Here is a 25,397-nt window from a genome sequence, read left to right on the forward strand (position 1 = left end):
GTCCGCCGGGCGCTTCGCCATCGTGACGGGCGGTGCCGCGGGGGCGCGTCCGGCTCGGGTCGGATCCTGCGGGTACGCACGGGCCGGGGGTACGACCCAGGGCAGAGGCGAACATCCGACCGTGGGCAGACGCGGGGAGGCCGGTGGGGGCGATACCTTCCTCCCATGAATCGGGCATGGAGGCGATTCGGCGGAAGGGACGTCGCCGACGCGGCGGCGGCGGTGGCCGTGGCGCTGCTCGTCGGGTACGCCGTCGTCGACCCGCCGGGGCCGTCGCCGTCGTGGCCCGCCTGGTCGGCGTGGCCGGTGGCGGTCGTGCTGAGCCTCCCGGTCGCGCTGCGGCGGCACCGGCCGCGGGTCGTGCTCGCCTGGGCGTGCGCCGCGGGCGTGCTGGTCACCGTGGCCGGCGCCGTCGCGGCGGGCGCGATCTGGCTGTCCTTCACACCGGTCGTGCTCGTGCTGTACGTGGTGGCCACCACCGTCCCGGCCGCGTGGTCGGCGGCGGCCGCCGCGGGATGCGCGTCCGCCGCGACGTCCGCGATCCTGCTCTTCTACGACCGGGTGTTCCCCGGCCTGGCGCCCGCGGCCTCGCCCAGCGAGATGCCGCCGTACTGGCCGATTGAGATCGGGGTGACCTGCGTGCTGCTGGCCGTGGCCTGGGCCGTCGGGGCGGTCGTGCGCTGGAGGCGGGACACGACCGCCCGCCTCGTCCACCATCTCGCCGAGGCCGCGGTGGCCGACGAGCGCAGGCGCATCGCCCGGGAACTGCACGACGTCATCGGCCACGGCATGAGCCTGATCGCGGTCAAGGCCACCGTGGCCAACCACGTCGCCGACGCCCGCCCGCAGGAGGTGCGCGCCGCGCTGGCCGTCATCGAGCGGACCAGCCGGAGCACGCTCGCCGAGATCCACCGGGTGCTCGGCCTGCTGCGCTCCGACGACGACCTGCGGGAGGCCCCCGCGCCCGTTCCCGGCATGGCGGACCTGTCCGAGCTGGCCGCGCACGCCCGCTCGGCCGGGGTCGAGGTGGAGCTGTCCGTCCGCGAGGACGGCGCGTCACCCGCCGGGGTCGCGCTGTCGGTGTACCGGATCGTGCAACAGGCCCTGACCAACGTCGTCACCCACGCCGGGCCCACCCGTTGCGCGGTCACCGTGGACGTCGACGGGCGGGCGGCCGTGATCGAGGTCGTCGACGAGGGCCCCCGCCACGGCGTGCCGCCCCGGGCGGACCACGGCCGGCGGGGAGGACACGGTCTGATCGGCATGCGCGAACGGGCCAGGATGTACGGGGGCACGTTCAGCGCGGGCCCCCGGCCCGAAGGAGGTTTCCGCGTGGCGGCTCGACTGCCCTACGACCCGAACGGCACCCCGGCATGACCACCGGCGCCGCCCCCCGGGATCCGTCCTCACGCGACCCGCTCCCAGGTCACCCGCTCCCGGGTGAGTCGTCTCCGCACGAGCCGTCCGTGCATGAGCCGTCCGTGCACGAGCCGGCCCCCATCCGGGTCCTGCTCGTCGAGGACGAGGTCCTGTTACGCGACAGCCTCAAGGTCCTCATCGACACCGCACCGGGGATGGTCACCGTGGGCGAGGCGGGCACCGGCTCCGAGGCCGTGTTCCTGACCCGCCTGCGGCGGCCCCACGTCGTCCTCATGGACGTGCGGATGCCGGACATGGACGGCATCGAGGCGACCAGGCGTATCTGTGCCGACCCGGCCGCCGCCGGCGCCCGCGTGCTGATCCTCACCACGTTCGACCAGGACGACTACGTGTACGCCTCGCTCAGGGCCGGTGCGAGCGGATTCCTCGTCAAGAGCGCGACCGCGACCGAGCTCCTTGCCGCCGTCCGGGTCGTCGCCTCCGGCGAGGCGCTGCTCGCGCCCACCGTCACCCGGCGGCTCATCGCCGACTTCCTGAGGCAGCCCCACCCCGCCCCGCCCCGGCGGTCCCTCGACGACATCACCCAGCGCGAGCAGGACGTCCTCACCCTCATCGGCGCGGGGATGTCCAACTCCGAGATCGCGGAGCACCTCCACCTCACCGTCGGCACGGTCAAGACCCACATCGGCCGCCTGCTGGCCAAGCTGCGCGCCCGCGACCGGGCCCAGCTCGTCATCGCGGCCTACGAGGGCGGGCTCGTCCCCACCCCGCCCCCGTGACGGCCCACGGGGCCGGGCGCCGCGCACGACCGGGCGTGAGGGACGCCGGCGGGTGGTACGCCCCCGCCCTTGGCCTCGGTCCACGCTCCAGCTCCCGTCCCGGTCCCGAGCGCGGTCATGCCGGATACCGGGCACCGCTCGCCGTCAGGTCTCGAGCCACACGGGGACCGCGGTGCGCAGGGCGGCGGTGACGGTGGCGACGGCGGGGTGCGCGCCGGCCCCGGCCCGGTGGGCGGTCATGGTCCGCCTGCGGATCGGCAGCCGGGTCAGCGCCACGCCGGGGGGCGGGTCCACCGCGCCGAGCCGCGGCACCAGCGCGACCCCCTGCCCGGCGGCGACCAGGGCCAGCACGGTGGCGAACTCGTCGACGTGGTGCCGGACGCGAGGGGTGAAACCGGCGGCCTGGCAGGCCCGGACGGTCATCGTGTGGCAGGCCGTGCCAGGGATCGCCGCGATCCAGGGCAGGTCCGCGCAGTCGGCGATCGCCCGGCCGTCGGGGGCCGCCGTCGGGGAGGCCGACGCCAGGTAGACCGGTTCGACGCACAGCGGGTGGGTGGCCAGGCCCGGTTCGACGGGCTGCGGGACGAAGTCGTAGTCGTGGATCAAAGCGAGGTCCAGGTCGCCGGCGCGCAGCGCGTCGGCGACGCCGGCCGGATCGATCTCCGAGACCATCGGCTCGAGGCCGGGATGCTCGCGCGCCAGGACGGTCAGGGCGGACGGGAGGATCGCGCGCGCCGCCGTCGGGAAGGTGCCGATGCGCAGTGGACCGGCCAGGCCGTGACGGGCGTCGACGAGCTCGCCCGCGGCCTGTTCCAGGTGCTGCAGGATCACCTCGGCGTGACGGGCCAGATTCCGGCCGGCGGGGGTCAGGCAGACCCGCCGTCCCGTCCGTTCCAGCAGCGGCACGCCCGCCTCGCGTTCCAGGACGGCCAGTTGCTGGGAGACCGCCGAGGGGCTGAAGGAGAGCGCCTGGGCGACGGCGGCGATGGTGCCGCGCAGGGCGAGCTCGCGCAGCAGGCGCAGGCGGCGAACATCGAGCATCGGCTCAGCTTACGCTCGAACCCGAAAACGTGAACTGGACCCGTGCAAGACGGCTGGGACACCCTGGTGGCCATGACCTCGTCCATGACCTCGTCCATGACCTCGACCACCGCCTTCCGCGGGATCCACGTGCCACTGATCACGCCGCTGACGACCGACGGGCGGATCGCGACGGACGCCCTGGAGCGGCTCGCCCACGACGTCCTGGCCGCGGGCGCCGCAGGGATCGTCGCCCTGGGGACGACCGCCGAGACCGCCACCCTCGACGAGTCCGAGAAGCTCGCGGTCGTCGACGTGTGCGCCCGCGTCTGCCGTGAGCGGGCGGCGACCCTGATCGTCGGCGCGGGCGGCAACGACACGCGGGCGGACGCGGCGGCCCTCGCGCGGCTCGCGGCGTGGCCGGAGGTGACGGCCGCGCTGGTGCCCGTGCCGTACTTCACCCGGCCGGGCCACCCCGGCGTGCTGGCGCACTTCACCCACCTGGCCGCCGGCAGCCCCGTGCCGTTGATCGTCTACCACGTGCCGTGCCGCACCGGGCAGCACCTCGACGCGGCCTGCCTGCGCGCGCTGGGCCTGCTGCCCGGGATCGCCGGGGTCAAGTACGCGGCCGGCGGCGTCGGCGCGGACGCGGTGGAACTGCTCGGCGACCTTCCCCCGGACTTCGCCGTCCTGGCCGGTGACGACCCGTTCGTGTCACCGCTCATGGCGCTCGGCGCCGTCGGCGGCGTCGTGGCCTCCGCCCACCTGGCCACCGGACGGTTCGCCGAACTGGCCGCCGCCTGGCTGGACGGGAACCTCCCGAGGGCCCGGCGCCTCGGGCACGGCCTGTCCGCCCTGGCGGCCGCCGTGTTCGCCGAACCCAACCCCACCGTGATCAAGGGCGTCCTGCACGCCCAGGGGCGCATCCCCGCACCGGACGTACGGCTGCCGCTGCTGCCCGCCGGGCGGGAGGCGATCGACCGGACGCTCCGGCGGCTCGACGGCCTCCGGAACGCGTAGGCCTGGCCGACGGCCTCGGGAACGCGCGGACCGGGACGCGCCCGGCCGGTTGCCCATGGTCGTTAAGCTGGCGTTTCTGGATTGTTACCGGCCACAACAAACTTTACCTCTGGAGGGTCTGGCGCTCTGGCCAACGGCGGAATACGTTGCCGCAAACAACATTCAACGGAACGGTGAGCCGAGATCCGGCGGAGCCGGACCCGCGAATTCGGCATGCCGCACCTCCGTACCCCCCACTTTCGAAGAAAGGACCCGTGCACCATGCGCAAGGGGATCCTCAGCATGACCACCGCCGCCGCGGTGATGACCCTCGGTCTCGCCGCCTGCGGGAGCGAAGAGCCCACCACCGCCGCCCCGAGCGGCGACCCCTCCGCGGCGAGCTCGGCCGCCGCCACCGGCAAGGTCGGTGTCATCCTCCCCGACAGCAAGTCCTCCGCCCGCTGGGAGACCGCTGACCGCAAGTACCTGGAGGAGGCCTTCAAGGCCGCGGGCGTCGCCTACGACATCCAGAACGCCCAGGGTGACAAGACGCAGTTCCAGACCATCGCCGACCAGATGATCACCAACGGCGCCACGGTCCTGATGATCGTCAACCTGGACAGCGGCACCGGCAAGGCCGTCCTCGACAAGGCCAAGGCCCAGGGCGTGGCGACCATCGACTACGACCGCCTCACCCTGAACGGCGGCGCCTCCTACTACGTCAGCTTCGACAACACCAAGGTCGGCACCCTGCAGGGCGAGGGCCTGGTGAAGTGCCTGACCGACAAGAAGGCCGAGAAGCCGATCGTCGCCGAGCTCAACGGCTCGCCGACCGACAACAACGCCACGCTGTTCAAGAACGGCTACGACGGCGTGCTCAAGCCCAAGTACGACTCCAAGGAGTACGTCAAGGGCCCGGACCAGTCGGTTCCGGACTGGGACAACGCCCAGGCCGGCACCATCTTCGAGCAGATGCTCACCGAGCAGCCGAAGATCGCCGGCGTCCTGGCCGCCAACGACGGTCTCGGCAACGCCGCCATCACCGTGCTCAAGAAGAACAACCTGAACGGCAAGGTCCCGGTCACCGGCCAGGACGCCACCGTGCAGGGCCTGCAGAACATCCTCGCCGGCGACCAGTGCATGACGGTCTACAAGGCGATCAAGAAGGAGGCCGACGCGGCCGCCGAGCTCGCCATCGGCCTGGCCAAGGGCGAGAAGCCCGCGGCGTCCGGCACGGTCAAGGACACCGAGAGCGGCGCCGACGTGCCCGCCGTCCTGCTCGACCCCCAGCCGATCTTCTTCGACAGCGTCAAGGACGTCGTCGCCGACGGCTTCGTGACCAAGGAGGAGCTGTGCACCGGTGACTTCGCCAAGAAGTGCACCGAGGCCGGAATCGAGTAACACGCGGGAGGGCGCGGCCGGCCCCGGCGGCCGGCCGCGCCCCCACGCCCGATCGTGGCGCATCCGCACTGTGACACCGGGGTACGCGGCAGGTGAGCGTCTCCCGTACGGCAGGGCAGGACACCGCCTGCAGGCGCCCCAGCCGCGCGAGTCTCACCGCGCGAAATGAACACAGGGAGCACAACCCCATGACCCCCGCACTGGAACTTCGCGGGATCGACAAGAGTTTCGGTCCCGTACAGGTCCTGCACGACGTCTCCCTCTCCGCCTATCCCGGAGAGGTGACCGCGCTGGTCGGTGACAACGGCGCGGGTAAGTCCACCCTCGTCAAGTGCGTCGGCGGCATCCACTCCATCGACTCCGGCGAGTACTTCTTCGACGGCAAGGCCGTCCAGATCGGCAGCCCGCGCGACGCGGCCGACCTGGGCATCGAGATCGTCTACCAGGACCTGGCGCTCTGCGACAACCTCGACATCGTCCAGAACATGTTCCTCGGCCGCGAGCACAAGCGCGGCATCGTCCTCGACGAGGACACCATGGAGGAGATGGCCGCCAGGACCCTGGAGAGCCTCTCGGTCAGGACCGTCAAGTCCATCCGGCAGCTCGTCGCCAGCCTGTCCGGCGGCCAGCGCCAGACCGTGGCCATCGCCAAGGCCGTGCTGTGGAACAGCAAGGTCGTCATCCTCGACGAGCCGACCGCGGCGCTGGGCGTCGCCCAGACGGCGCAGGTGCTGGAACTGGTCCGCCGCCTCGCCGACCAGGGGCTGGCCGTCGTGCTGATCTCGCACAACATGAACGACGTGTTCGCCGTCTCGGACCGGATCGCGACCCTCTACCTCGGCCGGATGGCGGCCCAGGTCAAGACCTCGGACGTCACCCACGCGCAGGTCGTCGAACTCATCACCTCCGGCCGCAGCGGGGACCTCGGCCTCACCAACGGAGTCACCGTATGACCGCCACCATCACCCCGAAGACCGTGCAGGAGTCACCCTCCATCACGGCGAACGCCCGCGGCTACGTCGAGCGGGTACGCGGCGGGGACATGGGCGCGCTGCCGGCGGTGTTCGGCCTCGTGGTGCTCTGCACGGTCTTCGCGATCCTGCGCCCCGCCTTCCTGACGTCGGGCAACTTCGCCAACCTGCTCACCCAGGGCGCCGCGGTCACCGTGATCGCCATGGGCCTGGTCTTCGTCCTGCTCCTCGGCGAGATCGACCTGTCGGCGGGCTTCGCCAGCGGCGTCTGCGCCGCGATCCTCGCGATCATGCTCAGCGGCCAGGGCCTGCCCTGGTACGTCGCGGTCGGCGCGGCCATCCTCGCCGGCGTGGTGATCGGCACCACGATCGGGTCCATCGTCGCGAAACTCGGCATCCCGTCCTTCGTGGTGACGCTCGCGGCCTTCCTGGCCTTCCAGGGGCTCGTGCTGCTGCTCGTCAAGGGCGGCACCATCATCGCCATCCGCGACGAGACGATCCTGTCGATCTCCAACAAGAACCTGCCCCCGACGCTGGGCTGGATCCTGCTGGCCGTCGGCGTCGCCGCCTACGCCGGTCTCCAGCTGACGCGCGCCCGCAAGCGCGCCTCCCGGGGACTGACCTCCGACCCGATCTCGCTGATCGCGGTCAGGGTGGGCGCCCTCGCCCTGTTCGGCGGGATCGCCATGTACTTCCTCAACATCGAGCGCAGCCGCAACGCCGCGGTCGTCTCCCTGGCCGGCGTGCCGCTGGTGGTGCCCGTCATCGTGGTGCTGCTGCTGATCCTGACGTTCCTGCTCCGGCGCACGGCGTACGGACGTCACCTGTACGCGGTCGGCGGCAACGCCGAGGCCGCGCGCCGGGCGGGCATCAACGTCGACCGGATGAAGATCAGCGCGTTCGTGATCTGTTCCTCCATGGCCGCCATCGGCGGCATCATCGCCGCCTCCCGCGCCAGCTCCGTCGACCCCAACACCGGCGGCAGCAACGTGCTGCTCTACGCGGTCGGCGCCGCCGTCATCGGCGGCACCAGCCTCTTCGGCGGCAAGGGCCGGGTGCTGGACGCCATCCTCGGCGGCGCGGTGGTCGCGGTCATCGAGAACGGCATGGGCCTGATGGGCTACAGCTCCGGCGTGAAGTACATGGTGACCGGATCGGTCCTGCTGCTGGCCGCCATGGTGGACGCCCTGTCCCGCAAGCGGGCGGCCGCCACCGGGCTAAGGTGATCATCGACTCCGATCCACCGAAGGAAGCCAAGGCCATGCGGGCAGGTCCCTCCCAAGAGGAGATCAGGCGTCACAACCTCGGGGCCCTCCTGCGCCACGTGCACCTGAGCGGCCCCACCTCCCGCGCGGAACTCACCAACCGGATGGGGCTCAACCGAAGCACCATCATGGCCCTCACCGCCGACCTGACCGCCGCCGGCCTGGTCAGGGAGGAGCTCCCCCGGGAGACGGGGCGGGCCGGGCGCCCGTCCCTGGTGGTCCGCCCGGAGTCGGCGCGGGTCTACGTGTTCGCCTTCGACGTGGGCGTCGACCGCATGGTCGCCGCCCGCGTCGGCCTGGGCGGCACCGTCCTCGACCGGCGCGAGACGGTACGGCGGCGCGGGCCCTTCTCCCTGGAGGAGATCGTCGGCCCGCTCGCCGCCTTCGCCCGGCAGATGCACCGCAGGACCAGGCCCGACACGGTCTGCGTGGGGGTCGCCGCGGCCTTCCCCGGGGGAGTGGGCCGCAGCGACGGGATCATCAGGTTCGGGCCCAACATGGTCACCGTGGAGGACGTGCCGTTCGCCGAGGAGATGACCCGGCGGCTGGCCTTCGGCCTGCCGGTCGCCGTCGGCAACGACGCCAACCTCGCCGCCCTGGCCGAGCAGACCCGGGGGGTGGGCGTCGGCTGCCGCGACCTGGTCTACCTGCACGGGGACGTCGGCATCGGCGGGGGCGTCATCGTCAACGGCCAGTTGCTCGGCGGTCACCTGGGCTTCGGCGGCGAGGTCGGCCACATGATCGTCAACCCCGGCCGGGGGCGCCTGTGCTCGTGCGGGTCGCTGGGCTGCCTGGAGGCCGAGGTGGGGGAGCGCGCCCTGCTGGAGGCCGCGGGGCGCTTCGGCCCCCGGGTCGGGGCCGACGCCGTCCGTGCCGTGGTCGACGCCGCCGACCGCGGGGACGTCGTCGCGCAGGCCGCCCTGAGCAGGGTCGGCGACTGGCTCGGGCTGGGCGTCGCCAACCTCGTCAACCTCTTCAACCCGGAGATGATCGTGTTCGGGGGCATGCTCCGGGAGATCTACCTGGGCTCCGCCGCCCAGGTCCGCAGCCGTCTCGCCGTCGACGCCCTGCCGCCGTCCCGCGAGCACCTGCGCCTGCGCACCTCTGCCCTCGGCGATGACGCCACCCTCGTGGGCGCCGCCGAGCTGGCCTTCTCCCAGGTCCTGGCCGACCCGCTGGAGGTCCTCGCCAGGGCCGGTTCCTGATCCGGTCGCGTCGTACGTCTCGTTCGCCGCCCGATCTCCACGCCGTGCGTCGTTCATGCGGTGTGTCGTTCGCGTCGCCGTGCTCGTCGCCCGTGCCGCGCCTCGGCACCCTGGGGCCCTGGGTGCCGGCGCGGGCTCCTACCTGACGAGACCGGCGACCACGTTACGCAGCTCCAGGTGACCGGACTTCAGGTCGGCGACGTCACCCTCGAGGCGCTTCATCGAGAGCTCCAGGTTGCCGACGGAGCGCTTGACCACGGAGAGGTCCTCGCGCAGTTCGGCGTAACCCGTTCGCATCTCGGTCCGCATCTCGGCCATCTCGGCTCGAAGCTGGTCCTGGCCGACCCGTAGCTGGCTCACCTCGACCTGTAGGTCGTTCACCTCGGTGCGGAGGGCGGTCACCTCGGTGCGGAGGGCGGTCACCTCGGTGTTCAGGTTCGAGGTGACCGCGCTCAGGTCGCGCAGGACCTCGAACATGCCCGAGACGATCGCCCTGTTCTCGTCGCTCTGCGCGCGCAGCGCGAGGACGTCGGTCTCCAGCACCCGCAGGCGCATCTCTGTCGTGCTCACTCGTGCCCTTCTCCCTGTCTCGACCGGCGGGGGGCCGGTACCGGCCGTTCCTTGGCGCGAGAGACGCTCGCGTCTCGTGCGCCCGACCGACGTCGTCACACTACTCACGGTCACGCTCTGATCGCCATTCGTGGTCGAGGCCGGGAAACGCGTCAGGCCGCGTGCGGGAGGAGAATCCTCATCCCGGCACGGCGGCCGGTATGAGATTCCTCATACCGGGGGTACGAGAAAGACCACCCGTCGCGCGGCTGTGGGGCGGCGACGGGTGGTCGGGTGGATCAGGTCGGCCGATGGATCGCGGGTCTGCGCGATGCTCGCGGCGACGGTCAGGCGAGGCGGCCGGCGGGCGCCTTCCAGGTGTTGCAGCCGGAGGGGGAACCCGCGTCGAAGCCGCGCTCCATCCAGTACGCCTGGCTGCGGCCCTTGCCGTGGTCGTTCTTGGGCCAGTTCTTGTGCCCGTTCTCGCCGACCCAGGAGACCATGGCGTCCCACTGCGCCTGGTCGACCGGCAGGGTGTCGGCGATCTGGCGCAGGAAGGCCGCGCCCAGGCAGTCGGCCTGCAGTTCCAGGCGGCGGGAGTAGGCCAGCTTGGCGGCGGGCCTGGCACGCCAGACGCTGTTGGCGTAGTAGGTCAGGATGCCCGAGAGCTGCTGCACGTGGTGGCCGTACTCGTGGGCGATGAACTGGGCGTGGCTGGCGGGGTGGGGGTTCTTCAGCACCGACCGCGAGATGCCGATGTAGATGGTGCGGTTGCTGGAGCAGTACATGCCGCCGGCGCTGGTGGGCCACCGCCCGCAGGGGGTGGTCACCTTGACCGTGGAGAAGCGGAGTCTGGGCTGGGCGAAGGCCATGTCGGTCTTCCTGAACTGGGTCTTCCAGCCCAGGTTCAGGCAGCGCACGACCCTGGTCACGAAGGTCCGGTAGGAGGCCGCGCTCCCCGCGCGGATCCCGCCGGGACGGCAGTTGACGCTGGGCAGGGTGCCGGTGCGGTACAGGGGGTTGGCCGTGGCGGCGGCGCGCCCGCGCGGAGGAGCCTGCGTGAGGGCGGCCGGGGCGCCCGCCGCGGGTACGGCGGTGACCGCCGCCGGTGAGGGGGCGGTGAGAGCCGTGGCGGCCGGAGGGGCTGACGCGTTGGCCACATCCAGGCTTGTTACCAGGGCAAACAGCGACGAGACGGCAACGAGTGACGATAGTTGCCTAAAGGGGAGAGTTTTCATGGTGGGGCAAAGGTTATTGCAAGTGTGGATAAAACGTGCAGAGTCCCGGCTCTTGGGGGCGGCGTGCCGCATCCGAACTAGACTCGTCGTGACGTTGACTGGACAGAGGAGATGATTCCGTGAGCGAGCGGACCGGGCAGCCTGGAAGTCTTCTGGAGTCGGTCAAGGGGCCGCGGGACCTGAAGCTGCTGGCGCCGGACGAGCTGCCAGGGCTCGCCGCGGAGATCAGGGACCTGCTGATCGCCTCCACGGCCCGCATCGGCGGGCACCTCGGACCGAACCTGGGCGTGGTGGAGCTGACGATCGCGCTGCACCGGGTCTTCGACTCACCGTACGACCGCGTCCTGTGGGACACCGGGCACCAGGCCTACGTGCACAAGATGCTCACCGGCAGGGCCGGGCGCTTCGACACCCTCCGACAGGAGGGCGGCCTGTCGGGGTACCCGAGCCAGGCCGAGTCCGAGCACGACATCATCGAGAACTCGCACGCCTCCACCGCGCTCTCGTACGCCGACGGCCTGGCCAAGGCCTACCGGCTGCGCGGCGAGAGCGACCGCACGGTCGTCGCGGTGATCGGGGACGGCGCGCTCACCGGCGGCATGGCCTGGGAGGCGCTCAACAACATCGCCGGGCGCAAGGACCTGCCGTTGATCATCGTGGTCAACGACAACGGCCGCTCCTACTCGCCGACCATCGGCGGGCTCGCCTCCCACCTGGCCTCGCTGCGCACCGACCAGCGCTACGAGGACGTGCTCGAATTCGTCAAGGACGGCCTGCACCGGGTCCCGCTGGTCGGCGCCCCGGTCTACGACGCCCTGCACGGCGTCAAGAAGGGCATCAAGGACGTCCTGGCCCCGCAGGTCATGTTCGAGGACCTCGGCCTGAAGTACATCGGGCTGGTCGACGGCCACGACGAGCAGGCCGTGGAGGCCGCGCTGCGCAGGGCCCGCGGCTTCCGCCGCCCGGTCATCGTGCACGTGCTCACCAAGAAGGGCTTCGGCTACTCCCCGGCGGAGAACCACGACGAGGACTGCTTCCACTCGCCGGGCGTCTTCGACCCGCTGACCGGCGAGGAGAAGCCCAAGCCGCACGGCTGGACCAACGTCTTCGGCCAGGAGATGGTCCGGCTGGGCGCCGAGCGCCAGGACATCGTGGCGATCACCGCCGCGATGCTCGGCCCGACCGGCCTCATCCCCTTCTCCCGGGCCTACCCCGACCGCCTCTACGACGTCGGCATCGCCGAACAGCACGCGCTGACCAGCGCCGCCGGGCTCGCGCTCGGCGGCCTGCACCCGGTGGTGGCCCTGTACTCCACCTTCCTCAACCGGGCCTTCGACCAGCTCCTGATGGACGTGGCCCTGCACCGCCTGCCCGTCACGGTCGTGCTGGACCGCGCGGGCGTCACCGGGGACGACGGCGCCAGCCACAACGGCATGTGGGACCTGTCGATCCTGCAGGTCGTCCCGGGCCTGTCGATCGCGGTCCCCCGGGACGAGCCGCGCCTTCGGGAGCTGCTGGCCGAGGCCGTGGAGGTCGACGACGGCCCGACCGTGCTGCGCTACCCCAAGGGGGCCGTGACGGCCGAGGTCGAGGCGGTCGGCCGACTCGGCGGGATGGACGTGCTGCGCGCGGGCGACCCCGACGTGCTGCTCGTCTCCGTGGGCCCGATGGCCGAGATCTGCCTGGGGGCCGCCGACCTGCTCGACGCCCAGGGCATCTCCGCGACGGTGGTCGACCCGCGCTGGGTCAAGCCGCTGGACGAGGCCCTGGTGGCCGCCGCCCGCCTGCACAAGCTGGTCGTGGTGGTCGAGGACAGCGGACGGGTGGGCGGGGTCGGGGACGCGGTCGCCCGCCTGCTGCGCGACGCGGACGTGGACGTCCCGGTCCGCACGTACGGCATCCCGCAGCGCTTCCTCGACCACGCCAAGCGGCCGAAGATCCTCGGCGAGATCGGCCTGACCTCCCAGGACATCGCCCGCCAGATCACCGAGGCGGTCGCCAAGCGCTCCCCGGTGCTGGAGAACGACCCGGCCCGCTGACACCGCGCGGCGGGCCGCGCGCTCTCCCGCGGCGCGTCCTCCACCCTTCCCGCGGTGGTCGTCGCGCCGGGGAGGGAGAGGCCGCCGTGGCGGGACGGGCGTCGCGGGGGAACGGGCGTCGCGGGGGAACGGGCGTCGTGCGGGGACAGGCGTCGTGCGGGGACGGATGCCGTGACGGGCGGGTGCCGGATTTTTCCCCAAAGAACCCGGTGTCCGCCGTTCGGCCGGTGATCCGCTGGGCATGACCTGATGCGTCGGGGGATCATCACCGCCGATCGAGGAGGGTCCATGAGCGTCTTGCGCGTCAAGTCGGTGGAACAGTCGATCTCGGATACCGAGGCACCGGAACATCGGTTGAGCAGGGACCTCAGCGCGCTCGACCTCACCGTCTTCGGTATCGGCGTCATCGTGGGAACCGGCATCTTCGTGCTCACCGGCCGGGTCGCCAGGGAGATGGCCGGCCCCTCGGTGGCCCTCTCCTTCGTGATCGCCGGGATCGTCTGCGCGTTGGCGGCGCTCTGCTACGCCGAGTTCGCCTCCACCGTCCCGGCGGCGGGTTCCGCCTACACGTTCGCCTTCGCCACCCTCGGCGAGTTCCCCGCCTGGATCATCGGCTGGGACCTGATGCTGGAGATGATGCTCGGCGCCGCGGTCGTCGCGGTCGGCTGGTCGGGGTACCTCACCTCGCTGCTGGAATCCCTGGGGATCGTCCTGCCGGAGGCCATCGCGGGGGAGGCGGCGACGTTCAACCTGCCCGCCGCGCTGATCGTGCTGATCCTCACCGCCATCCTGGTCATGGGCATCAAACTGTCCTCCCGGTTCAACCTGATCATCGTCGCGGTCAAGGTCACCGTGGTGATGCTGGTCATCGTGGCGGGACTGTTCTTCGTCAGGGCCGCCAACTACGCGCCGTTCATCCCGCCGTCCAAGGAGACCCCGGCGGTGGAGGGACTCTCCGCCCCGCTCATCCAGGTGCTCTTCGGTATCACCCCGGTCGCGTTCGGGGTGATGGGCATCTTCGGTGCCGCGGCGATCGTGTTCTTCGCCTACATCGGCTTCGACGTCGTCGCCACCGCGGCCGAGGAGACCCGCAACCCGCAGCGGGACCTGCCCATCGGCATCCTGTCCTCGCTCGGCGTCTGCACCGTGCTCTACGTCGCGGTCTCGCTCGTCGTGGTCGGCATGCAGCGCTACGACCGGTTGAGCGAGGCGGCGCCGCTGGCGGACGCCTTCAAGGCGGTCGGCCAGACATGGGCGGCCTCGGTGATCAGCATCGGCGCGCTGGCGGGCCTGACGACGGTCGTGATGATCCTCATGCTGGGCATGTCGCGAGTGATGTTCGCCATGTGCCGCGACAACCTGCTGCCGAGCGGGCTGGGCAGGGTCCACCCGAAGTACCGCACGCCGTACCTCATCACGATTCTGATGGGCGTCGTGGTGGCGGCGCTGGCCGGTCTGGTGCCGCTGTCCACGATCGCCGAGCTGGTCAACATCGGCACGCTCTTCGCGTTCGTGGTGGTGTCGATCGCGGTGGTCATCCTGCGCCGCACCCGCCCGGACCTGCCGCGGTCCTTCCGCACCCCGCTGGTGCCGCTGGTGCCGATCCTGTCGGTGCTCGCCTGCCTGTACCTGATGCTCAACCTGCCGGTGGAGACCTGGCTCAGGTTCCTGGCGTGGATGCTCCTCGGGGTGGTGATCTACTTCGGGTACGGCTACCGGCACAGCAGGCTCTCGGAGCGTCACACGGGGCGGTAGGCGGCGCCGCGGCCCGGGCGTCGCATGCGGCCGGTCATCCTCCCGGCCCGTCATGTGCCCGGTTCGTTCACGGAATCGGCCCGTCACGGCCACGGCGGGCCGGCGGTCGCGGGTCGCTCACACGCCCGTCACGGTCACGGCGGGTCCGATGGTCTCACGACGGGTCGGGCGGCCGCAGGTCGTTCAGCGCGCTCTGGGCGTCTCGGTTGGTCTCGGCCTTCAGGACCGTCTCGACCCGCCGGGCGTGATCCTCCTGGTCGATCCGGCCGAGGGCGAACGCCTCGTCGAGGAAGTTGAGCGCGAGCTGCCGCTCGGCGTCGGTGGGGCGGAGGTCGAACCACCGCTCGAGGACCACCCGGTTGCGGTCGGCCGCCGCCAGCGCCCGCCTGCGGCCCGCCGCGCGCACCCGTCCGACGACCACCACGAGGACCGCGACGGCGATGACCGCCAGCAGTCCCGACACGATGAGAACCTTGCCCATGCACACCCCCGAGCGTGTGGATGAGTGCACCGTACTGCGACGGGAGCGGCCGGTTCCGCCATACCGGGGAGGAGGCCCGGGACCGCATACGGCCAGGTCGGAGCCTTGTTGGCTTTTCCGGTCTTTCTATCTGGTTCGTACCGCGACCCCGATCCGCGGCGGACGACCCGCGGCGGACGACCCGCGACCCACGACCGGCGGCCCGCAACAGGTGACCCGCGGTCGGCCACCGGCCCCCGGCGACCGGCCGTCCACGACCGGCCGTCCACGACCGAGGCCGGTCGGCGGGGAGGGACGAGGAAGGGGGCGCGCTCCGCCGAGCGCGCCCCCCGGCCGAAGCCTTCCGGTCAGATCACCGGCCGGGAACCGAGGCCACGCCCGCCGGCAGGAAGCGGGGTTCGGCGATGCCGGCCCGGTCCAGGTAGGGGGTGATACCGCCCAGGTGGAACGGCCAGCCGGCCCCCAGGATCATGCACAGGTCGATGTCCTGCGCGGCCGAGACCACGCCCTCCGCGAGCATCAGGCGGATCTCCTCGGCCAGCGCCCGCAGGGCCCGCAGCCGGACCTCCTCGGCGGTCGAGGGGGAGGTGCCGCCCGAGAAGAGGGCCACCGCCTCGGGGTCCAGCGAGAAGTCCGGCGCGTACACGCCGGGCTTGCCCGAGGCGACCAGCCGGGCGAGGTTCTCCGAGACGCCGTAGCGGTCCGGGAAGGCCTCGTGCATGGTCTCGGCGACGTGCAGCGCCACGGCCGGGCCGACGAGCTGCAGCAGCGCGAACGGCGTCATCGGCAGGCCGAGCCCGTCCAGCGCGTGGTCGGCGACCTCCAGCGGGGTGCCCTCGTCCACGGCGCCGATGACCTCGCCCATGAAGCGCGTCAGCAGGCGGTTGACCACGAACGCGGGCGCGTCCTTGACCAGCACGGACGACTTCCTCAGCGAGCGGCCGACGGCGAAGGCCGTGGCGAGCGCCGCGTCGTCGGTCCCGGCGCCCCGGACGATCTCCAGCAGCGGCATCACCGCGACCGGGTTGAAGAAGTGGAAGCCCACGACGCGCTCGGGACGACGCAGTCCGGAGGCCAGCTCGGTGAGCGAGAGCGAGGAGGTGTTGGTGGCCAGCACGCACCCGTCGGAGACGACCCGCTCCACCTCGGCGAAGACCTGCTTCTTGACCTTCATGTCCTCGAACACCGCCTCGATGACGAAGTCGGCGTCGGCGAACGCGTCCTTGGTCAGCGAGCCGGTCACCAGGGCCTTGAGCCGGTTGGCCTCGTCGGCGGAGACGCGGCCCCTGCCGAGCAGCCTGTCGACCTCGGCGTGGACGTGGCCGACGCCCCGGTCCAGGCGCTCGCGGTCCAGGTCGGTGAGCACGACCGGCACCTGCAGGCGCCGGGCGAACAGCAGCGCCATCTGCGAGGCCATCAGGCCCGCGCCGACGACGCCGACCTTGGTCACCGGGCGGGCCAGGGCAGCGTCCGGGGCCCCGGCGGGCTTCTTGGCCCGCCGCTGCACCAGGTCGAAGGAGTACAGGCCGGCGCGCAGCTCGTCGCCCATGAGCAGGTCGGCCAGCGCGCGGTCCTCGGCGGCGAAGCCCTCGTCGCGGGAGGCGGTGCGGGCCGCCTCGACGAGTTCCAGCGCCCGGTACGGGGCCGGGGAGGCGCCGTGCAGCCGGGCGTCGAGCAGGAAGCGGGCGTCGGCGACCGCCGCCGACCAGTCGGTCCCGGTGTGATCGGCCCGGGAGACCGTCTCCTCGCCCCGGAGCACCCGGGCGGCCCAGCGCAGCGACTCCTCCAGGAAGTCGGCGGGCTCGAACATCGCGTCGGCCAGGCCGAGCGAGAACGCCTCCGCGCCCTTGATCGTGCGGTTCTGCGCGAGCGGGTTCTCCACGATGAGCCTGACGGCGGTGGCCGGGCCCGCCAGGCGGGGGAGCAGCCAGGTGCCGCCCCAGCCGGGGATCAGGCCGAGGAAGCACTCCGGCAGCGCCACCGCGGGCACCCCCGCGGAGATCGTCCGGTACGTGCAGTGCAGCGCGACCTCCAGGCCGCCGCCCATGGCCGCGCCGTTGACGAACGCGAACGACGGCACGTCCAGCTCGCCGAGGCGGCGGAACACCTCGTGGCCCAGCCGGCCGATCGCCAGCGCCTGCTCCCGCTCGGAGATGAGCGCGGCGCCCTTGAGGTCGGCGCCGACGGCGAAGACGAACGGCTTGCCGACGACGCCCACGGCCGCGAGGTCGCCGCGACCGGCGACGGCGTCCAGGGCCTCGCCCAGCGAGGCCAGCCCGGCGGGACCGAAGGTGGACGGCCTGGTGTGGTCGAAGCCGTTGTCCAGCGTGATCAGCGCCATGGTGCCGGCGCCGTGCGGCAGCTCCACGTCGCGGACGGTCGCGCGGGTGACGACCTCGTCGGTGAACAGGTCCTTGATGTCGCTCACTTCTCGCCCTCCCGGCCGAGGTTCTCCCAGACGACCGTTCCGCCCATGCCGAGGCCGACGCACATCGTGGTCACGCCGTAGCGGACGTCGGGACGCTCGCCGAACTCGCGGGCGAGCTGCGTCATCAGGCGTACCCCCGAGGAGGCCAGCGGGTGGCCGAAGGCGATGGCGCCGCCGCAGGGGTTCACGCGGGGGTCGTCGTCGGCGATGCCGAAGTGCTCCAGGAACGCCAGCACCTGCACGGCGAACGCCTCGTTGATCTCGAACAGCCCGATGTCGGAGACCGACAGGCCGGCCAGCCGCAGGGCCCGCTCGGTGGAGGGGATCGGCCCGACGCCCATGACCTCGGGGTCCACGCCGGCGAAGGCGTACGAGACCAGGCGCATCCGCGCGGTCAGGCCGAGCTCGGCGGCGACGTCGGCGGCGGCCACGATGCAGCCGGTGGCGCCGTCGTTGACGCCGGAGGCGTTGCCCGCGGTGACCCTGCCGTGCGAGCGGAACGGGGTCTTCAGGCCGGCCAGGCCCTCCAGCGTGGTGCCGGGGCGGGGAGCCTCGTCGGCGGTGGCCAGGCCCCAGCCCCTCTCGGCCGACCTGACCGCCACCGGGACCAGGTCCCGCTGGATCCTGCCGTCGGCGTAGGCCTTGGCCACCCTCTCCTGGGAGGCGAGCGCGAAGGCGTCGGCGCGCTCCTTGGTGATGGAGGGGTAGCGGTCGTGCAGGTTCTCGGCGGTCATGCCCATGACGAGCGCGGAGGTGTCCACCAGGCGCTCGGCCAGGAAGCGGGGGTTGGGGTCGACGCCCTCGCCCATGGGGTGGCGGCCCATGTGCTCGACGCCGCCGGCGATGGCGACGTCGTAGGCGCCGAAGGCGATGCCCCCGGCGACCGACGTCACCGCGGTCATCGCGCCGGCGCACATGCGGTCGATCGAGTAGCCGGGCACGCTCTTGGGCAGCCCGGCCAGGATCGCGGCCGAACGGCCGAGGGTCAGGCCCTGGTCGCCGATCTGCGTGGTGGCCGCGATGGCGACCTCGTCGACGCGCTCGGGGGGCAGGTTCGGGTTACGCCGGATCAGCTCGCGGATGACGCGGATCACCAGGTCGTCGGCGCGCGTCTCGGCGTACAGGCCCTTGGGGCCCGACCTGCCGAAGGGCGTGCGCACGCCGTCGACGAATACGACGTCACGAGACGAAGGCACGGGGTTCGCTCCTCGCTGCTGGATGGATTCCCCCACATGCTACTGGTCGGTAACAACGCTTGGCGCGGCCGGGCCGGGGCCCGGTGGGTAGGTTGTCCCCGAGGATGCGCGCCGCTCCTCGGCTCCGTCTCGCCGGAATGTCCGGGATGCGAGACGGACGCAGCTCTGGCAGACTTGGAAAACGTTTTCCTGGAGGTCGTCGGTGGTCACGCTTGAGGATGTCGCCCGGCACGCGGGCGTTTCGCTCGCCACGGCGTCGCGGGTGCTCAACGGCAGCACCCGCCAGGTGGGTGCGTCCCTGCGGGCCAAGGTGGAACTGTCCGCCTCCGAGCTCGGGTACCGCACCAACGTGGCCGCGCAGACCCTCGCCCGGGGGGCCAGCAACGTGATCGGCCTGGTCGTGCACGACCTCATCGACCCCTACTTCGCCGCCATCGCCGACGGGGCCATGCGGGTGGCCGAGGGCCAGGGACTCATGGTCATGATCGGCACCACGCACCGCGACCCGAGCCGGGAGATCGCCTACGTCTCGACGCTGAACGCCCAGCGGGTCCGCGCGGTGCTGCTCGTCGGCTCCCGGGTCGCCGACCCCGAGCCGACCCGCAGGCTCCGCGAGGAGCTCGACCGCTACCGGGAGACCGGCGGCCGGGTGGCCTGTGTGGGACAGGACCTGCTCGGCACCGACACGGTGGTCCCGGACAACCGCGCGGGCGCCGCCGCGCTGGCCAGGGCCCTGGCCGGGCTGGGACACCGCAACTTCGCCGTCCTCGCCGGCCCCGACTGGCTGCTCTCGCCCCGGGACAGGGTCACCGGCTTCGTCGGCGCGCTCAGGGAGCTCGGCCTGCCCGAGCCGCTCGTGCTGTACGGCTCCTTCGACCGGGAGGGCGGCTACGCCGCCGCCACCCAGGTGACCGGTGTCACCTGTGTCTTCGCGGTCACCGACGTGATGGCGGTGGGCGCCCTGGCCTCCTTCAGGGACCGCGGCATCCGCGTGCCCGAGGACGTCTCCGTGGCCGGCTTCGACGACATCTTCACCCTGCGGGACCTGGTTCCCGCGCTGTCCACCGTGCGGCTGCCGCTCCCGGACATGGGGGTCCGCGCGGTCGAGCTGGCCATGGACACCACGGGGGACGGCAGGGCGGAGGTCGTGGCGGGCGAGGTCATCCTCCGCGAGAGCACCCGCGGCCTGGACTGAGGGCCGGTGCCGCGGCCGGTCCGCCGAGCCGGGCGGGACCCGTGCCGCTCTTCCGCCGGCCCGCGCGTCACGGTGATCGGCCCGGTTCCCTGGCGGGTGGTCCGGGCCGGTCGTGCCGTCGGGAGGTGAAGGGGCGGGAACGGGCGGTCAGCGCATGCCGGCGATCGGGTTTCCCTGCTCGTTGACCGGCGGGACGGTGATCTGCCCGCGCAGCCAGCGGATCGTCCGGATGACCCCGTCGCCGTACCCGGGGGAGTGCTGGCGGCCCCGGCCGAGCTGGCGGGACACGTCCTCGGCCGCGGTCTCCTCCATGCCGAGGTTGAGCCCGGTCGGCCCGTGGATGGGACGGGGCGTGTTGCGGACCGGGGACTTGCGGCGCGTGCCGAGGACCCACTCGCACACGGCGACGGTCCCCGAGCACCACTCCTTCTCCCACTCGCCCGCCGCTCCGGGCATTCCCGCCCGGGCCAGCTCGGCGATCCGGCTGATCTCGGCCTCGGTGCGCAGGATGACCCCGCGCCCGCCGACCAGGTGTCCGTGCCCCTCCGAGGAGCGGCGGCCGGGGATCGGCAGGCCGTCCTTGGCGCCGATCAGCCAGTTCAGGGTGCTGATGACCCCGTCGGCCGGGACGACCCGGCCCTCACGGGGCACCCGCTCGGCGGCGTCGATCTCCGCGCGGGCGTCGGCGAGGGTGGGCGGGCCGGAGCTGGGCCGTCCACTGATGGGCGCCTGCTCGCGCTTGCCCAGGGCCCAGAGGATCGCCTCTCCCTGTCCGGAGGGGGCCGAGTCGGGATTGGCCGCCTCCCACTCCATGATGGCCTCCAACACGGCCAGTACGTGCTCCGGCGGCCGCTGTACGGCGGGGCTGGCTTCGCTCTCTGCGGTCGTCATACCCCTACCGTACGAGTACCTGCCTCGTCACTCCAACGTGAAGCCCCGATCCGGGCCCGGCGAACCCGTTTTCCCCGCCCCCTGGAACGGTCCGCGCCGCTGGCCGCCCACGGGAACCGCCGCCGCGCCCGTACGGGCAACGGCGGCGGGCAGGGGCGTCTCAGAGGCCGATCAGCTCGCCGAAGGCGGACTTCACCCTGGTCAGGACCTCGTCGGGGTCGGCGGCCCACACGTCGGCGTTGAAGATCTCCACCTCGACGTCCCCGGTGTAGCCCGCCGCGGCCACCGCCGCGGTCAGCGGGGCGAAATCGATCACCCCGTCGCCCATGACCCCCCGGCCGAGCAGCGCGTCGGCCGGGAGCGGCGACAGGAAGTCGCACACCTGATAGCTCGCGATCCGGCCCGCGGCCCTGGAGATCTGCTCGACGACCTGCGGGTCCCACCAGACGTGGAAGGTGTCGACGACCACGCCCACCTGCTCGGCCGGGTGCCGCTCGGCCAGGTCGAGGGCCTGGCCCAGGGTGGACAGCACGGCCCGGTCGGCGCAGTACATCGGGTGCAGCGGCTCCAGGGCCAGCCGCACCCCCCGTTCGCCCGCGTACGGCGCCAGCTCGGCCAGCGCCTCGGCGACCCGTTCCCGGGCGGCGGGCAGGTCGCGCGAGAAGGTCCCCAGCGGCTCGCCCGGCACCACGCCGGGCAGGCCGCCGACCACCATGACCAGGCAGGCGGCGCCCAGCTCGGCGGCCTCGTCGATCGCCCGGCGGTTGTCGTCCAGGGCCTCGGGGGAACCGGTGGTCAGGAAGCCGCCCCGGCAGAGCGACGACACCCGCAGGCCCGCGTCCGCGACGAGCTTGACGCTCATCGCCAGCCCCTGCGCGGCCACGTCCTGCCGCCACAGGCCGACGGCCTCGACGCCGTGCCGCGCGCACCCGTCGACCACCTCGGCCACCGACCACCGCTTCGTGGTCCACTGGTTGATCGAGAAACGGCTCATCGCCACGCTCCCGGCCCCGGGGGCGGGGTGGACGCCCCGGGTGCGGCACCCGCCGCCGAGGCCCTCACGATCCGTTCACCGCCAGCAGGGAGCGCATCCGCGCGACCGCCAGCTCGGGGTCGGCCAGCAGCCCGGCCCGGTCGGCCAGGCGGAACACCTCGGCCAGGTGGGGCAGCGAGCGGGCGGCCTGGGCGCCGTTGACCATGCAGAAGGCGTCCTGGTGGCCGTTGAGCCAGGCCAGGAAGACGATGCCGGTCTTGTAGTTGTACGTGGGAGCCTCGAAGATCTTCCGCGAGAGCGGGACCGTGGGCTCCATGATCTCGTCGTAGCGGTCCAGGTCACCGGCGTCGAGCGCCTCCAGGGCCGCGGCGGCGGCCGGGGCGATCGCGTCGAAGATCCCCAGCAGCGCGTGGCTGCCGGACTTGATCAGCGAGGGGTAGTTGAAGTCGTCGCCGGTGTAGAGCCTGACGCCCTCGGGAAGGGCGGCGCGCAGCGCGACCTCGTGCTCGGCGTCCAGCAGCGAGACCTTCACCCCCTCCACCTTGGCGGCGTGCTCGCCGATCAGCGCGAGGAACGACGCGGTGGCCTCGGCCACGTCCTTCGAACCCCAGTAGCCCGCCAGGTTCGGGTCGAACATCTCGCCCAGCCAGTGCAGGATCACCGGCCGGTCGGCCCGGGAGAGCAGCTCGCCGTAGACCCGGTGGTAGTCCTCGGCGTCCCTGGCCACCGCGGCGAGCTGCCGGCTCGCCATGACGATGACCCCGGCACCCGCCTCCCGGACGGTCTCGATCTGCTCGGTGTAGGCGGCGGTGATCTCCTCCAGGGTCCTGGCGTGCGGGGCCTGGTCGGTGCCGGCGCCGCAGGCGACCAGCGTCGCCGGGTCGCCGAGATCGCCGAACGCCTTGGCCTCGACGGCGCTGCGCCGGATCAGCTCCCGGGTGGCGGGCCAGTCCAGGCCCATGTTGCGCTGGGCGGTGTCCATGGCGTCGGCCACCCGCAGGCCGTGCGACCACAGGTGGTGGCGGAACCGCAGGGTGGCGTCCCAGTCGACGGCGGCCGGGGAGCCGGGGGTGTTGTCGCCGAGCGGGTCGGCGACCACGTGCGCGGCGGCGTAGACGACGCGCGAGACGGCGGGGCCGGCGGGCCTGGCCCAGGTCACCGGCTCGCGCAGGACGTGCGTCCCGCCGGGGAGCGCGATCCTCATCAGGGCTCCACCGCCAGGCGGCGGCCCTCGGCCGAGGAGCGCAGGCCGAGTTCGGCGAGGCGGACGCCGCGCGCGCCCGAGGCGAAGTCGTAGGGGAAGGGCGCGTCCTCGACCACGTGGCGCACGAACCGCTCCCACTGGATCTTGAAGCCGTTGTCGAACTCCGCGTTGTCGGGCACCTCCTGCCAGTCGTCCCTGAAGCGGGCGGTGACCGGCAGGTCGGGGTTCCAGACCGGCTTGGGGGTCGTGGCCCGGTGCTGGACGCGGCAGTTCCGCAGGCCCGCGATGGCGCTGCCGTGCGTGCCGTCCACCTGGAACTCCACCAGCTCGTCGCGGTTCACCCGGACGCTCCAGGAGGAGTTGATCTGCGCGACGATCCCGCCCTCCAGCTCGAAGATCCCGTAGGCGGCGTCGTCGGCGGTGGCGCGGTAGGCCTCACCCTCCTCGTCCACCCGCTCGGGGATGTGGGTGGCCGCCTGGGCGTAGACCGACGTGACCCGCCCGAACAGGTTCTCCAGCACGTACGCCCAGTGCGGGAACATGTCCAGGACGATCCCGCCTCCGTCGGCGGTGCGGTAGTTCCACGAGGGGCGCTGGGCACTCTGCCAGTCGCCCTCGAACACCCAGTAGCCGAACTCGCCGCGCACCGACAGGACGCGGCCGAAGAAGCCGCCGTCGATCAGGCGCCTGAGCTTGAGCAGGCCCGGCAGGAAGAGCTTGTCCTGCACGACGCCGTTCTTCACGCCCCTGGCGGCGGCGGCCTCGGCCAGGGCCAGGGCGTCCTCGGAGGTCTCGGCGGTCGGCTTCTCCGCGTAGACGTGCTTGCCCGCCTCGATCGCCCTGAGCACGGCCTTCACCCTGGCCTGGGTGACCTGGGCGTCGAAGTAGATCAGGTTGGAGTCGTCGGCGAGGGCCGCCTCGAGGTCGGTGGTCCAGTCGGCGATGTCGTGGTCCTTGGACAGCCGCTCGAGTTTCTCCGCGTTCCGGCCCACCAGCACCGGCCTGAGCAGAACCCGTCCGCCGTCGGACAGCGGCACGCCGCCCTGCTCGTTGATCGCCAGGACCGATCGCACCAGATGCTGTCGATAACCCATGCGACCGGTGACGCCGTTCATCACGACGCCGATGCTTTGCGGGGACATCTTCTCCGGACCTCCTATGGAAAGCGCTTTCCAAACCACCGTACGGCAGGTGACGGGGTCGCTGCAAGCGTTCGACAGGGGAGTGGGGTGTGATGTTCCTAACCATCGATCCACGTCATGACGTGGTGTTCCATGTCTCGGGACAACCGGGGTCGACGTTTTCCGGAACGGAAGGCGTCCGGCGAAAGGGGTTTTCCGTCGGCGTTTCGCCGTTCACCTGATTTTCACGGTGCCTTCTCCTGGAAAAGGCGCGGGAAGGCGCCCGTCGTCGGCCCGGCCGCGCGATGTCGCCGCAGATCACGGCGTCACGTGAGCCGACACGCGACAGGATCCGACCAATCGCCTCCTGACTGCTCGTCAAACCATGACATTTGCTCATTTGTCATGACTTGAGACGTTCCGTCTGTCCTCCCCTTGCCCTGCCCAGACCCCCCGACTGGCCGAGGTGGAGCGACAGAAGGGGCAACTCGTGAAACGAGTCGTCACCGCGGCCTCGGCCGCCCTGGCCGCCGTCGTCCTGACCCTCTCCCTGACCCCGGGGACGGCGGGTGCGACCCCGCCCAACATCCCCTCGGCGGCCACCGCCGCCGGCCGCCTGGCCACGCTCACCGTGGCGCCGGAGAGCAACCAGTCCTCCTACGACCGCTCCCTGTTCCCCCACTGGACGACGATCAGCGGCGCCTGCAACACCCGCGAGACCGTGCTCAAGCGGGACGGTACGGGAGTCGTCGTCAACTCCAGCTGCGCGGCCACCTCCGGCAGGTGGTACTCCCCGTTCGACGGCGCCACCTGGACCGCCGCGAGCGACGTCGACATCGACCACATGGTGCCGCTCTCCGAGGCCTGGCGCTCCGGCGCCCACGCCTGGACCACCGCGCAGCGGCAGTCCTTCGCCAACGACCTCGGCGGGCCCGAGCTGTGGGCGGTGACCGACAACGTCAACCAGGCCAAGGGCGACCAGGACCCCTCGACGTGGCAGCCGCCTCTGGGCACCTTCCGCTGCACCTACGCCAGGGCGTGGATCCAGGTGAAGTTCCACTGGAAGCTGACCCTGCAGGGCTCGGAGAAGACCGCCCTGCAGAACATGCTCGCGACCTGCTGACCTGCTGACCTGCTGACCCGGCGGCCTGGCGATCCGACCCGCCGGTCCGCCGCTCTCCCGACGGCCGTTCCGCCCCCTCTCCGAGGCAGGGGGCGGGGCGGCCGTTCCCGTGCGCCCCTCACCGGCGACCGGCGACCGGGTCGTGTCGCGCCCGATCGGCGGC

General features: G+C 72.2%; 21 protein-coding genes. 11 read left to right on the forward strand and 10 right to left on the reverse strand.

The genetic code is table 11. The features are described 5' to 3' along the window. Positions 1-165 precede the first annotated feature (165 nt). Both AB0G16_RS08900 and AB0G16_RS08905 read left to right on the forward strand, forming a co-directional pair. Entirely contained in the window at positions 166-1,377 is a 1,212-nt protein-coding gene (locus tag AB0G16_RS08900; RefSeq protein ID WP_362800947.1) for a sensor histidine kinase, read from the forward strand. 89 nt (positions 1,378-1,466) lie between these two features. Further along, complete coding sequence (locus AB0G16_RS08905) at positions 1,467-2,159, forward strand: response regulator transcription factor (protein WP_362800949.1); 693 nt, start codon at positions 1,467-1,469, stop codon at positions 2,157-2,159. A gap of 144 nt (positions 2,160-2,303) precedes the next feature. On the opposite strand, the gene AB0G16_RS08910 is transcribed toward AB0G16_RS08905, so the two are convergent. Beyond that, positions 2,304-3,200 (reverse strand): LysR substrate-binding domain-containing protein, encoded by an 897-nt coding sequence (locus AB0G16_RS08910; RefSeq protein WP_362800952.1) that lies wholly within the window; start codon positions 3,198-3,200, stop codon positions 2,304-2,306. Positions 3,201-3,242: 42 nt separating this feature from the next. Between AB0G16_RS08910 and AB0G16_RS08915 the strand changes: the two genes are divergently transcribed. The 5 genes from AB0G16_RS08915 to AB0G16_RS08935 all read left to right on the forward strand — a co-directional run bounded on the left by AB0G16_RS08915 (position 3,243) and on the right by AB0G16_RS08935 (position 9,020). Further along, complete coding sequence (locus tag AB0G16_RS08915) at positions 3,243-4,199, forward strand: dihydrodipicolinate synthase family protein (protein WP_362800955.1); 957 nt, start codon at positions 3,243-3,245, stop codon at positions 4,197-4,199. 261 nt (positions 4,200-4,460) lie between these two features. After that, positions 4,461-5,579 (forward strand): substrate-binding domain-containing protein, encoded by a 1,119-nt coding sequence (locus AB0G16_RS08920; RefSeq protein WP_362800958.1) that lies wholly within the window; start codon positions 4,461-4,463, stop codon positions 5,577-5,579. A 188-nt stretch (positions 5,580-5,767) separates the two neighbouring features. After that, entirely contained in the window at positions 5,768-6,532 is a 765-nt protein-coding gene (locus AB0G16_RS08925; protein WP_344901022.1) for an ATP-binding cassette domain-containing protein, read from the forward strand. Next, positions 6,529-7,776 carry an ABC transporter permease gene (locus AB0G16_RS08930; RefSeq protein WP_362800962.1) on the forward strand — a complete coding sequence of 416 codons (1,248 nt, stop codon included), beginning with the start codon at positions 6,529-6,531 and terminating at the stop codon, positions 7,774-7,776. Before AB0G16_RS08925 ends, AB0G16_RS08930 begins: the two co-directional genes overlap by 4 nt. 35 nt (positions 7,777-7,811) lie before the next feature. Continuing rightward, positions 7,812-9,020, forward strand: coding sequence for an ROK family transcriptional regulator (locus AB0G16_RS08935; RefSeq protein WP_362800965.1), 1,209 nt, complete (start codon positions 7,812-7,814; stop codon positions 9,018-9,020). A 138-nt stretch (positions 9,021-9,158) separates the two neighbouring features. Here the strand turns inward: AB0G16_RS08935 and AB0G16_RS08940 are convergent, their stop codons facing one another. Both AB0G16_RS08940 and AB0G16_RS08945 read right to left on the reverse strand, forming a co-directional pair. Next, positions 9,159-9,590, reverse strand: a complete 432-nt coding sequence (locus AB0G16_RS08940) for a hypothetical protein (protein WP_362800968.1) — start codon at positions 9,588-9,590, stop codon at positions 9,159-9,161. A 326-nt stretch (positions 9,591-9,916) separates the two neighbouring features. Then, complete coding sequence (locus tag AB0G16_RS08945; protein ID WP_362800971.1) at positions 9,917-10,729, reverse strand: neutral zinc metallopeptidase; 813 nt, start codon at positions 10,727-10,729, stop codon at positions 9,917-9,919. Between the two features lie 197 nt (positions 10,730-10,926). On the opposite strand from AB0G16_RS08945, the gene dxs reads away from it, so the two are divergent. After that, positions 10,927-12,846 (forward strand): 1-deoxy-D-xylulose-5-phosphate synthase, encoded by a 1,920-nt coding sequence (dxs, locus tag AB0G16_RS08950; RefSeq protein WP_362800974.1) that lies wholly within the window; start codon positions 10,927-10,929, stop codon positions 12,844-12,846. Positions 12,847-13,134: 288 nt separating this feature from the next. Next, positions 13,135-14,601 (forward strand): amino acid permease, encoded by a 1,467-nt coding sequence (locus AB0G16_RS08955; RefSeq protein ID WP_362800977.1) that lies wholly within the window; start codon positions 13,135-13,137, stop codon positions 14,599-14,601. A gap of 154 nt (positions 14,602-14,755) precedes the next feature. On the opposite strand, the gene AB0G16_RS08960 is transcribed toward AB0G16_RS08955, so the two are convergent. From AB0G16_RS08960 to AB0G16_RS08970, 3 genes are all read right to left on the reverse strand, one after another. Continuing rightward, positions 14,756-15,082, reverse strand: a complete 327-nt coding sequence (locus tag AB0G16_RS08960; protein ID WP_362800981.1) for a DUF1707 domain-containing protein — start codon at positions 15,080-15,082, stop codon at positions 14,756-14,758. Between the two features lie 352 nt (positions 15,083-15,434). Further along, positions 15,435-17,510, reverse strand: coding sequence for a 3-hydroxyacyl-CoA dehydrogenase NAD-binding domain-containing protein (locus AB0G16_RS08965; RefSeq protein ID WP_362800984.1), 2,076 nt, complete (start codon positions 17,508-17,510; stop codon positions 15,435-15,437). After that, a complete protein-coding gene (locus AB0G16_RS08970; RefSeq protein WP_362800988.1) occupies positions 17,507-18,706 on the reverse strand; it encodes a thiolase family protein in 1,200 nt (399 codons plus the stop codon). The genes AB0G16_RS08965 and AB0G16_RS08970 overlap by 4 nt, the downstream gene beginning before the upstream one ends. 202 nt (positions 18,707-18,908) lie before the next feature. Between AB0G16_RS08970 and AB0G16_RS08975 the strand changes: the two genes are divergently transcribed. After that, positions 18,909-19,901: a LacI family DNA-binding transcriptional regulator gene (locus tag AB0G16_RS08975; RefSeq protein ID WP_362800991.1), complete on the forward strand. Its 993-nt coding sequence runs from the start codon at positions 18,909-18,911 to the stop codon at positions 19,899-19,901. 147 nt (positions 19,902-20,048) lie between these two features. Here AB0G16_RS08975 and AB0G16_RS08980 read toward each other — a convergent pair whose 3' ends face one another. The 4 genes from AB0G16_RS08980 to AB0G16_RS08995 form a co-directional block, all read right to left on the reverse strand. Next, complete coding sequence (locus AB0G16_RS08980; RefSeq protein WP_362800994.1) at positions 20,049-20,792, reverse strand: hypothetical protein; 744 nt, start codon at positions 20,790-20,792, stop codon at positions 20,049-20,051. Between the two features lie 160 nt (positions 20,793-20,952). After that, on the reverse strand, positions 20,953-21,786 hold the full coding sequence (locus AB0G16_RS08985; RefSeq protein WP_362800997.1) for a sugar phosphate isomerase/epimerase: 834 nt from the start codon (positions 21,784-21,786) through the stop codon (positions 20,953-20,955). 64 nt (positions 21,787-21,850) lie between these two features. Beyond that, positions 21,851-22,990: a dihydrodipicolinate synthase family protein gene (locus AB0G16_RS08990; RefSeq protein ID WP_362801000.1), complete on the reverse strand. Its 1,140-nt coding sequence runs from the start codon at positions 22,988-22,990 to the stop codon at positions 21,851-21,853. Further along, positions 22,990-24,132: a Gfo/Idh/MocA family oxidoreductase gene (locus AB0G16_RS08995; protein ID WP_362801004.1), complete on the reverse strand. Its 1,143-nt coding sequence runs from the start codon at positions 24,130-24,132 to the stop codon at positions 22,990-22,992. The genes AB0G16_RS08990 and AB0G16_RS08995 overlap by 1 nt, the downstream gene beginning before the upstream one ends. Positions 24,133-24,601: 469 nt before the next feature. Here AB0G16_RS08995 and AB0G16_RS09000 point away from each other — a divergent pair, with 469 nt between their 5' ends. Further along, the gene (locus AB0G16_RS09000) at positions 24,602-25,234 is read left to right on the forward strand and encodes an HNH endonuclease family protein (RefSeq protein WP_362801007.1); all 633 of its coding nucleotides are present in this window, start codon (positions 24,602-24,604) and stop codon (positions 25,232-25,234) included. The last annotated feature ends 163 nt before the right edge of the window (positions 25,235-25,397 follow it).

This window comes from Streptosporangium sp. NPDC023615 (genome assembly GCF_040640155.1).
GTDB lineage: Bacteria > Actinomycetota > Actinomycetes > Streptosporangiales > Streptosporangiaceae > Streptosporangium.

Excerpts from the sequence above, each read along its gene's own strand:
- AB0G16_RS08990 (WP_362801000.1), bottom strand. The coding sequence starts at position 22,990 with ATGAGGATCGCGCTCCCCGGCGGGACGCACGTCCTGCGCGAGCCGGTG.
- AB0G16_RS08925 (WP_344901022.1), top strand. The coding sequence starts at position 5,768 with ATGACCCCCGCACTGGAACTTCGCGGGATCGACAAGAGTTTCGGTCCC.
- AB0G16_RS08985 (WP_362800997.1), bottom strand. The coding sequence starts at position 21,786 with ATGAGCCGTTTCTCGATCAACCAGTGGACCACGAAGCGGTGGTCGGTG.
- AB0G16_RS08980 (WP_362800994.1), bottom strand. The coding sequence starts at position 20,792 with ATGACGACCGCAGAGAGCGAAGCCAGCCCCGCCGTACAGCGGCCGCCG.
- AB0G16_RS08910 (WP_362800952.1), bottom strand. The coding sequence starts at position 3,200 with ATGCTCGATGTTCGCCGCCTGCGCCTGCTGCGCGAGCTCGCCCTGCGC.
- AB0G16_RS08930 (WP_362800962.1), top strand. The coding sequence starts at position 6,529 with ATGACCGCCACCATCACCCCGAAGACCGTGCAGGAGTCACCCTCCATC.
- AB0G16_RS08995 (WP_362801004.1), bottom strand. The coding sequence starts at position 24,132 with ATGTCCCCGCAAAGCATCGGCGTCGTGATGAACGGCGTCACCGGTCGC.
- AB0G16_RS08935 (WP_362800965.1), top strand. The coding sequence starts at position 7,812 with ATGCGGGCAGGTCCCTCCCAAGAGGAGATCAGGCGTCACAACCTCGGG.
- AB0G16_RS08900 (WP_362800947.1), top strand. The coding sequence starts at position 166 with ATGAATCGGGCATGGAGGCGATTCGGCGGAAGGGACGTCGCCGACGCG.
- AB0G16_RS08920 (WP_362800958.1), top strand. The coding sequence starts at position 4,461 with ATGCGCAAGGGGATCCTCAGCATGACCACCGCCGCCGCGGTGATGACC.
- AB0G16_RS08955 (WP_362800977.1), top strand. The coding sequence starts at position 13,135 with ATGAGCGTCTTGCGCGTCAAGTCGGTGGAACAGTCGATCTCGGATACC.
- AB0G16_RS08960 (WP_362800981.1), bottom strand. The coding sequence starts at position 15,082 with ATGGGCAAGGTTCTCATCGTGTCGGGACTGCTGGCGGTCATCGCCGTC.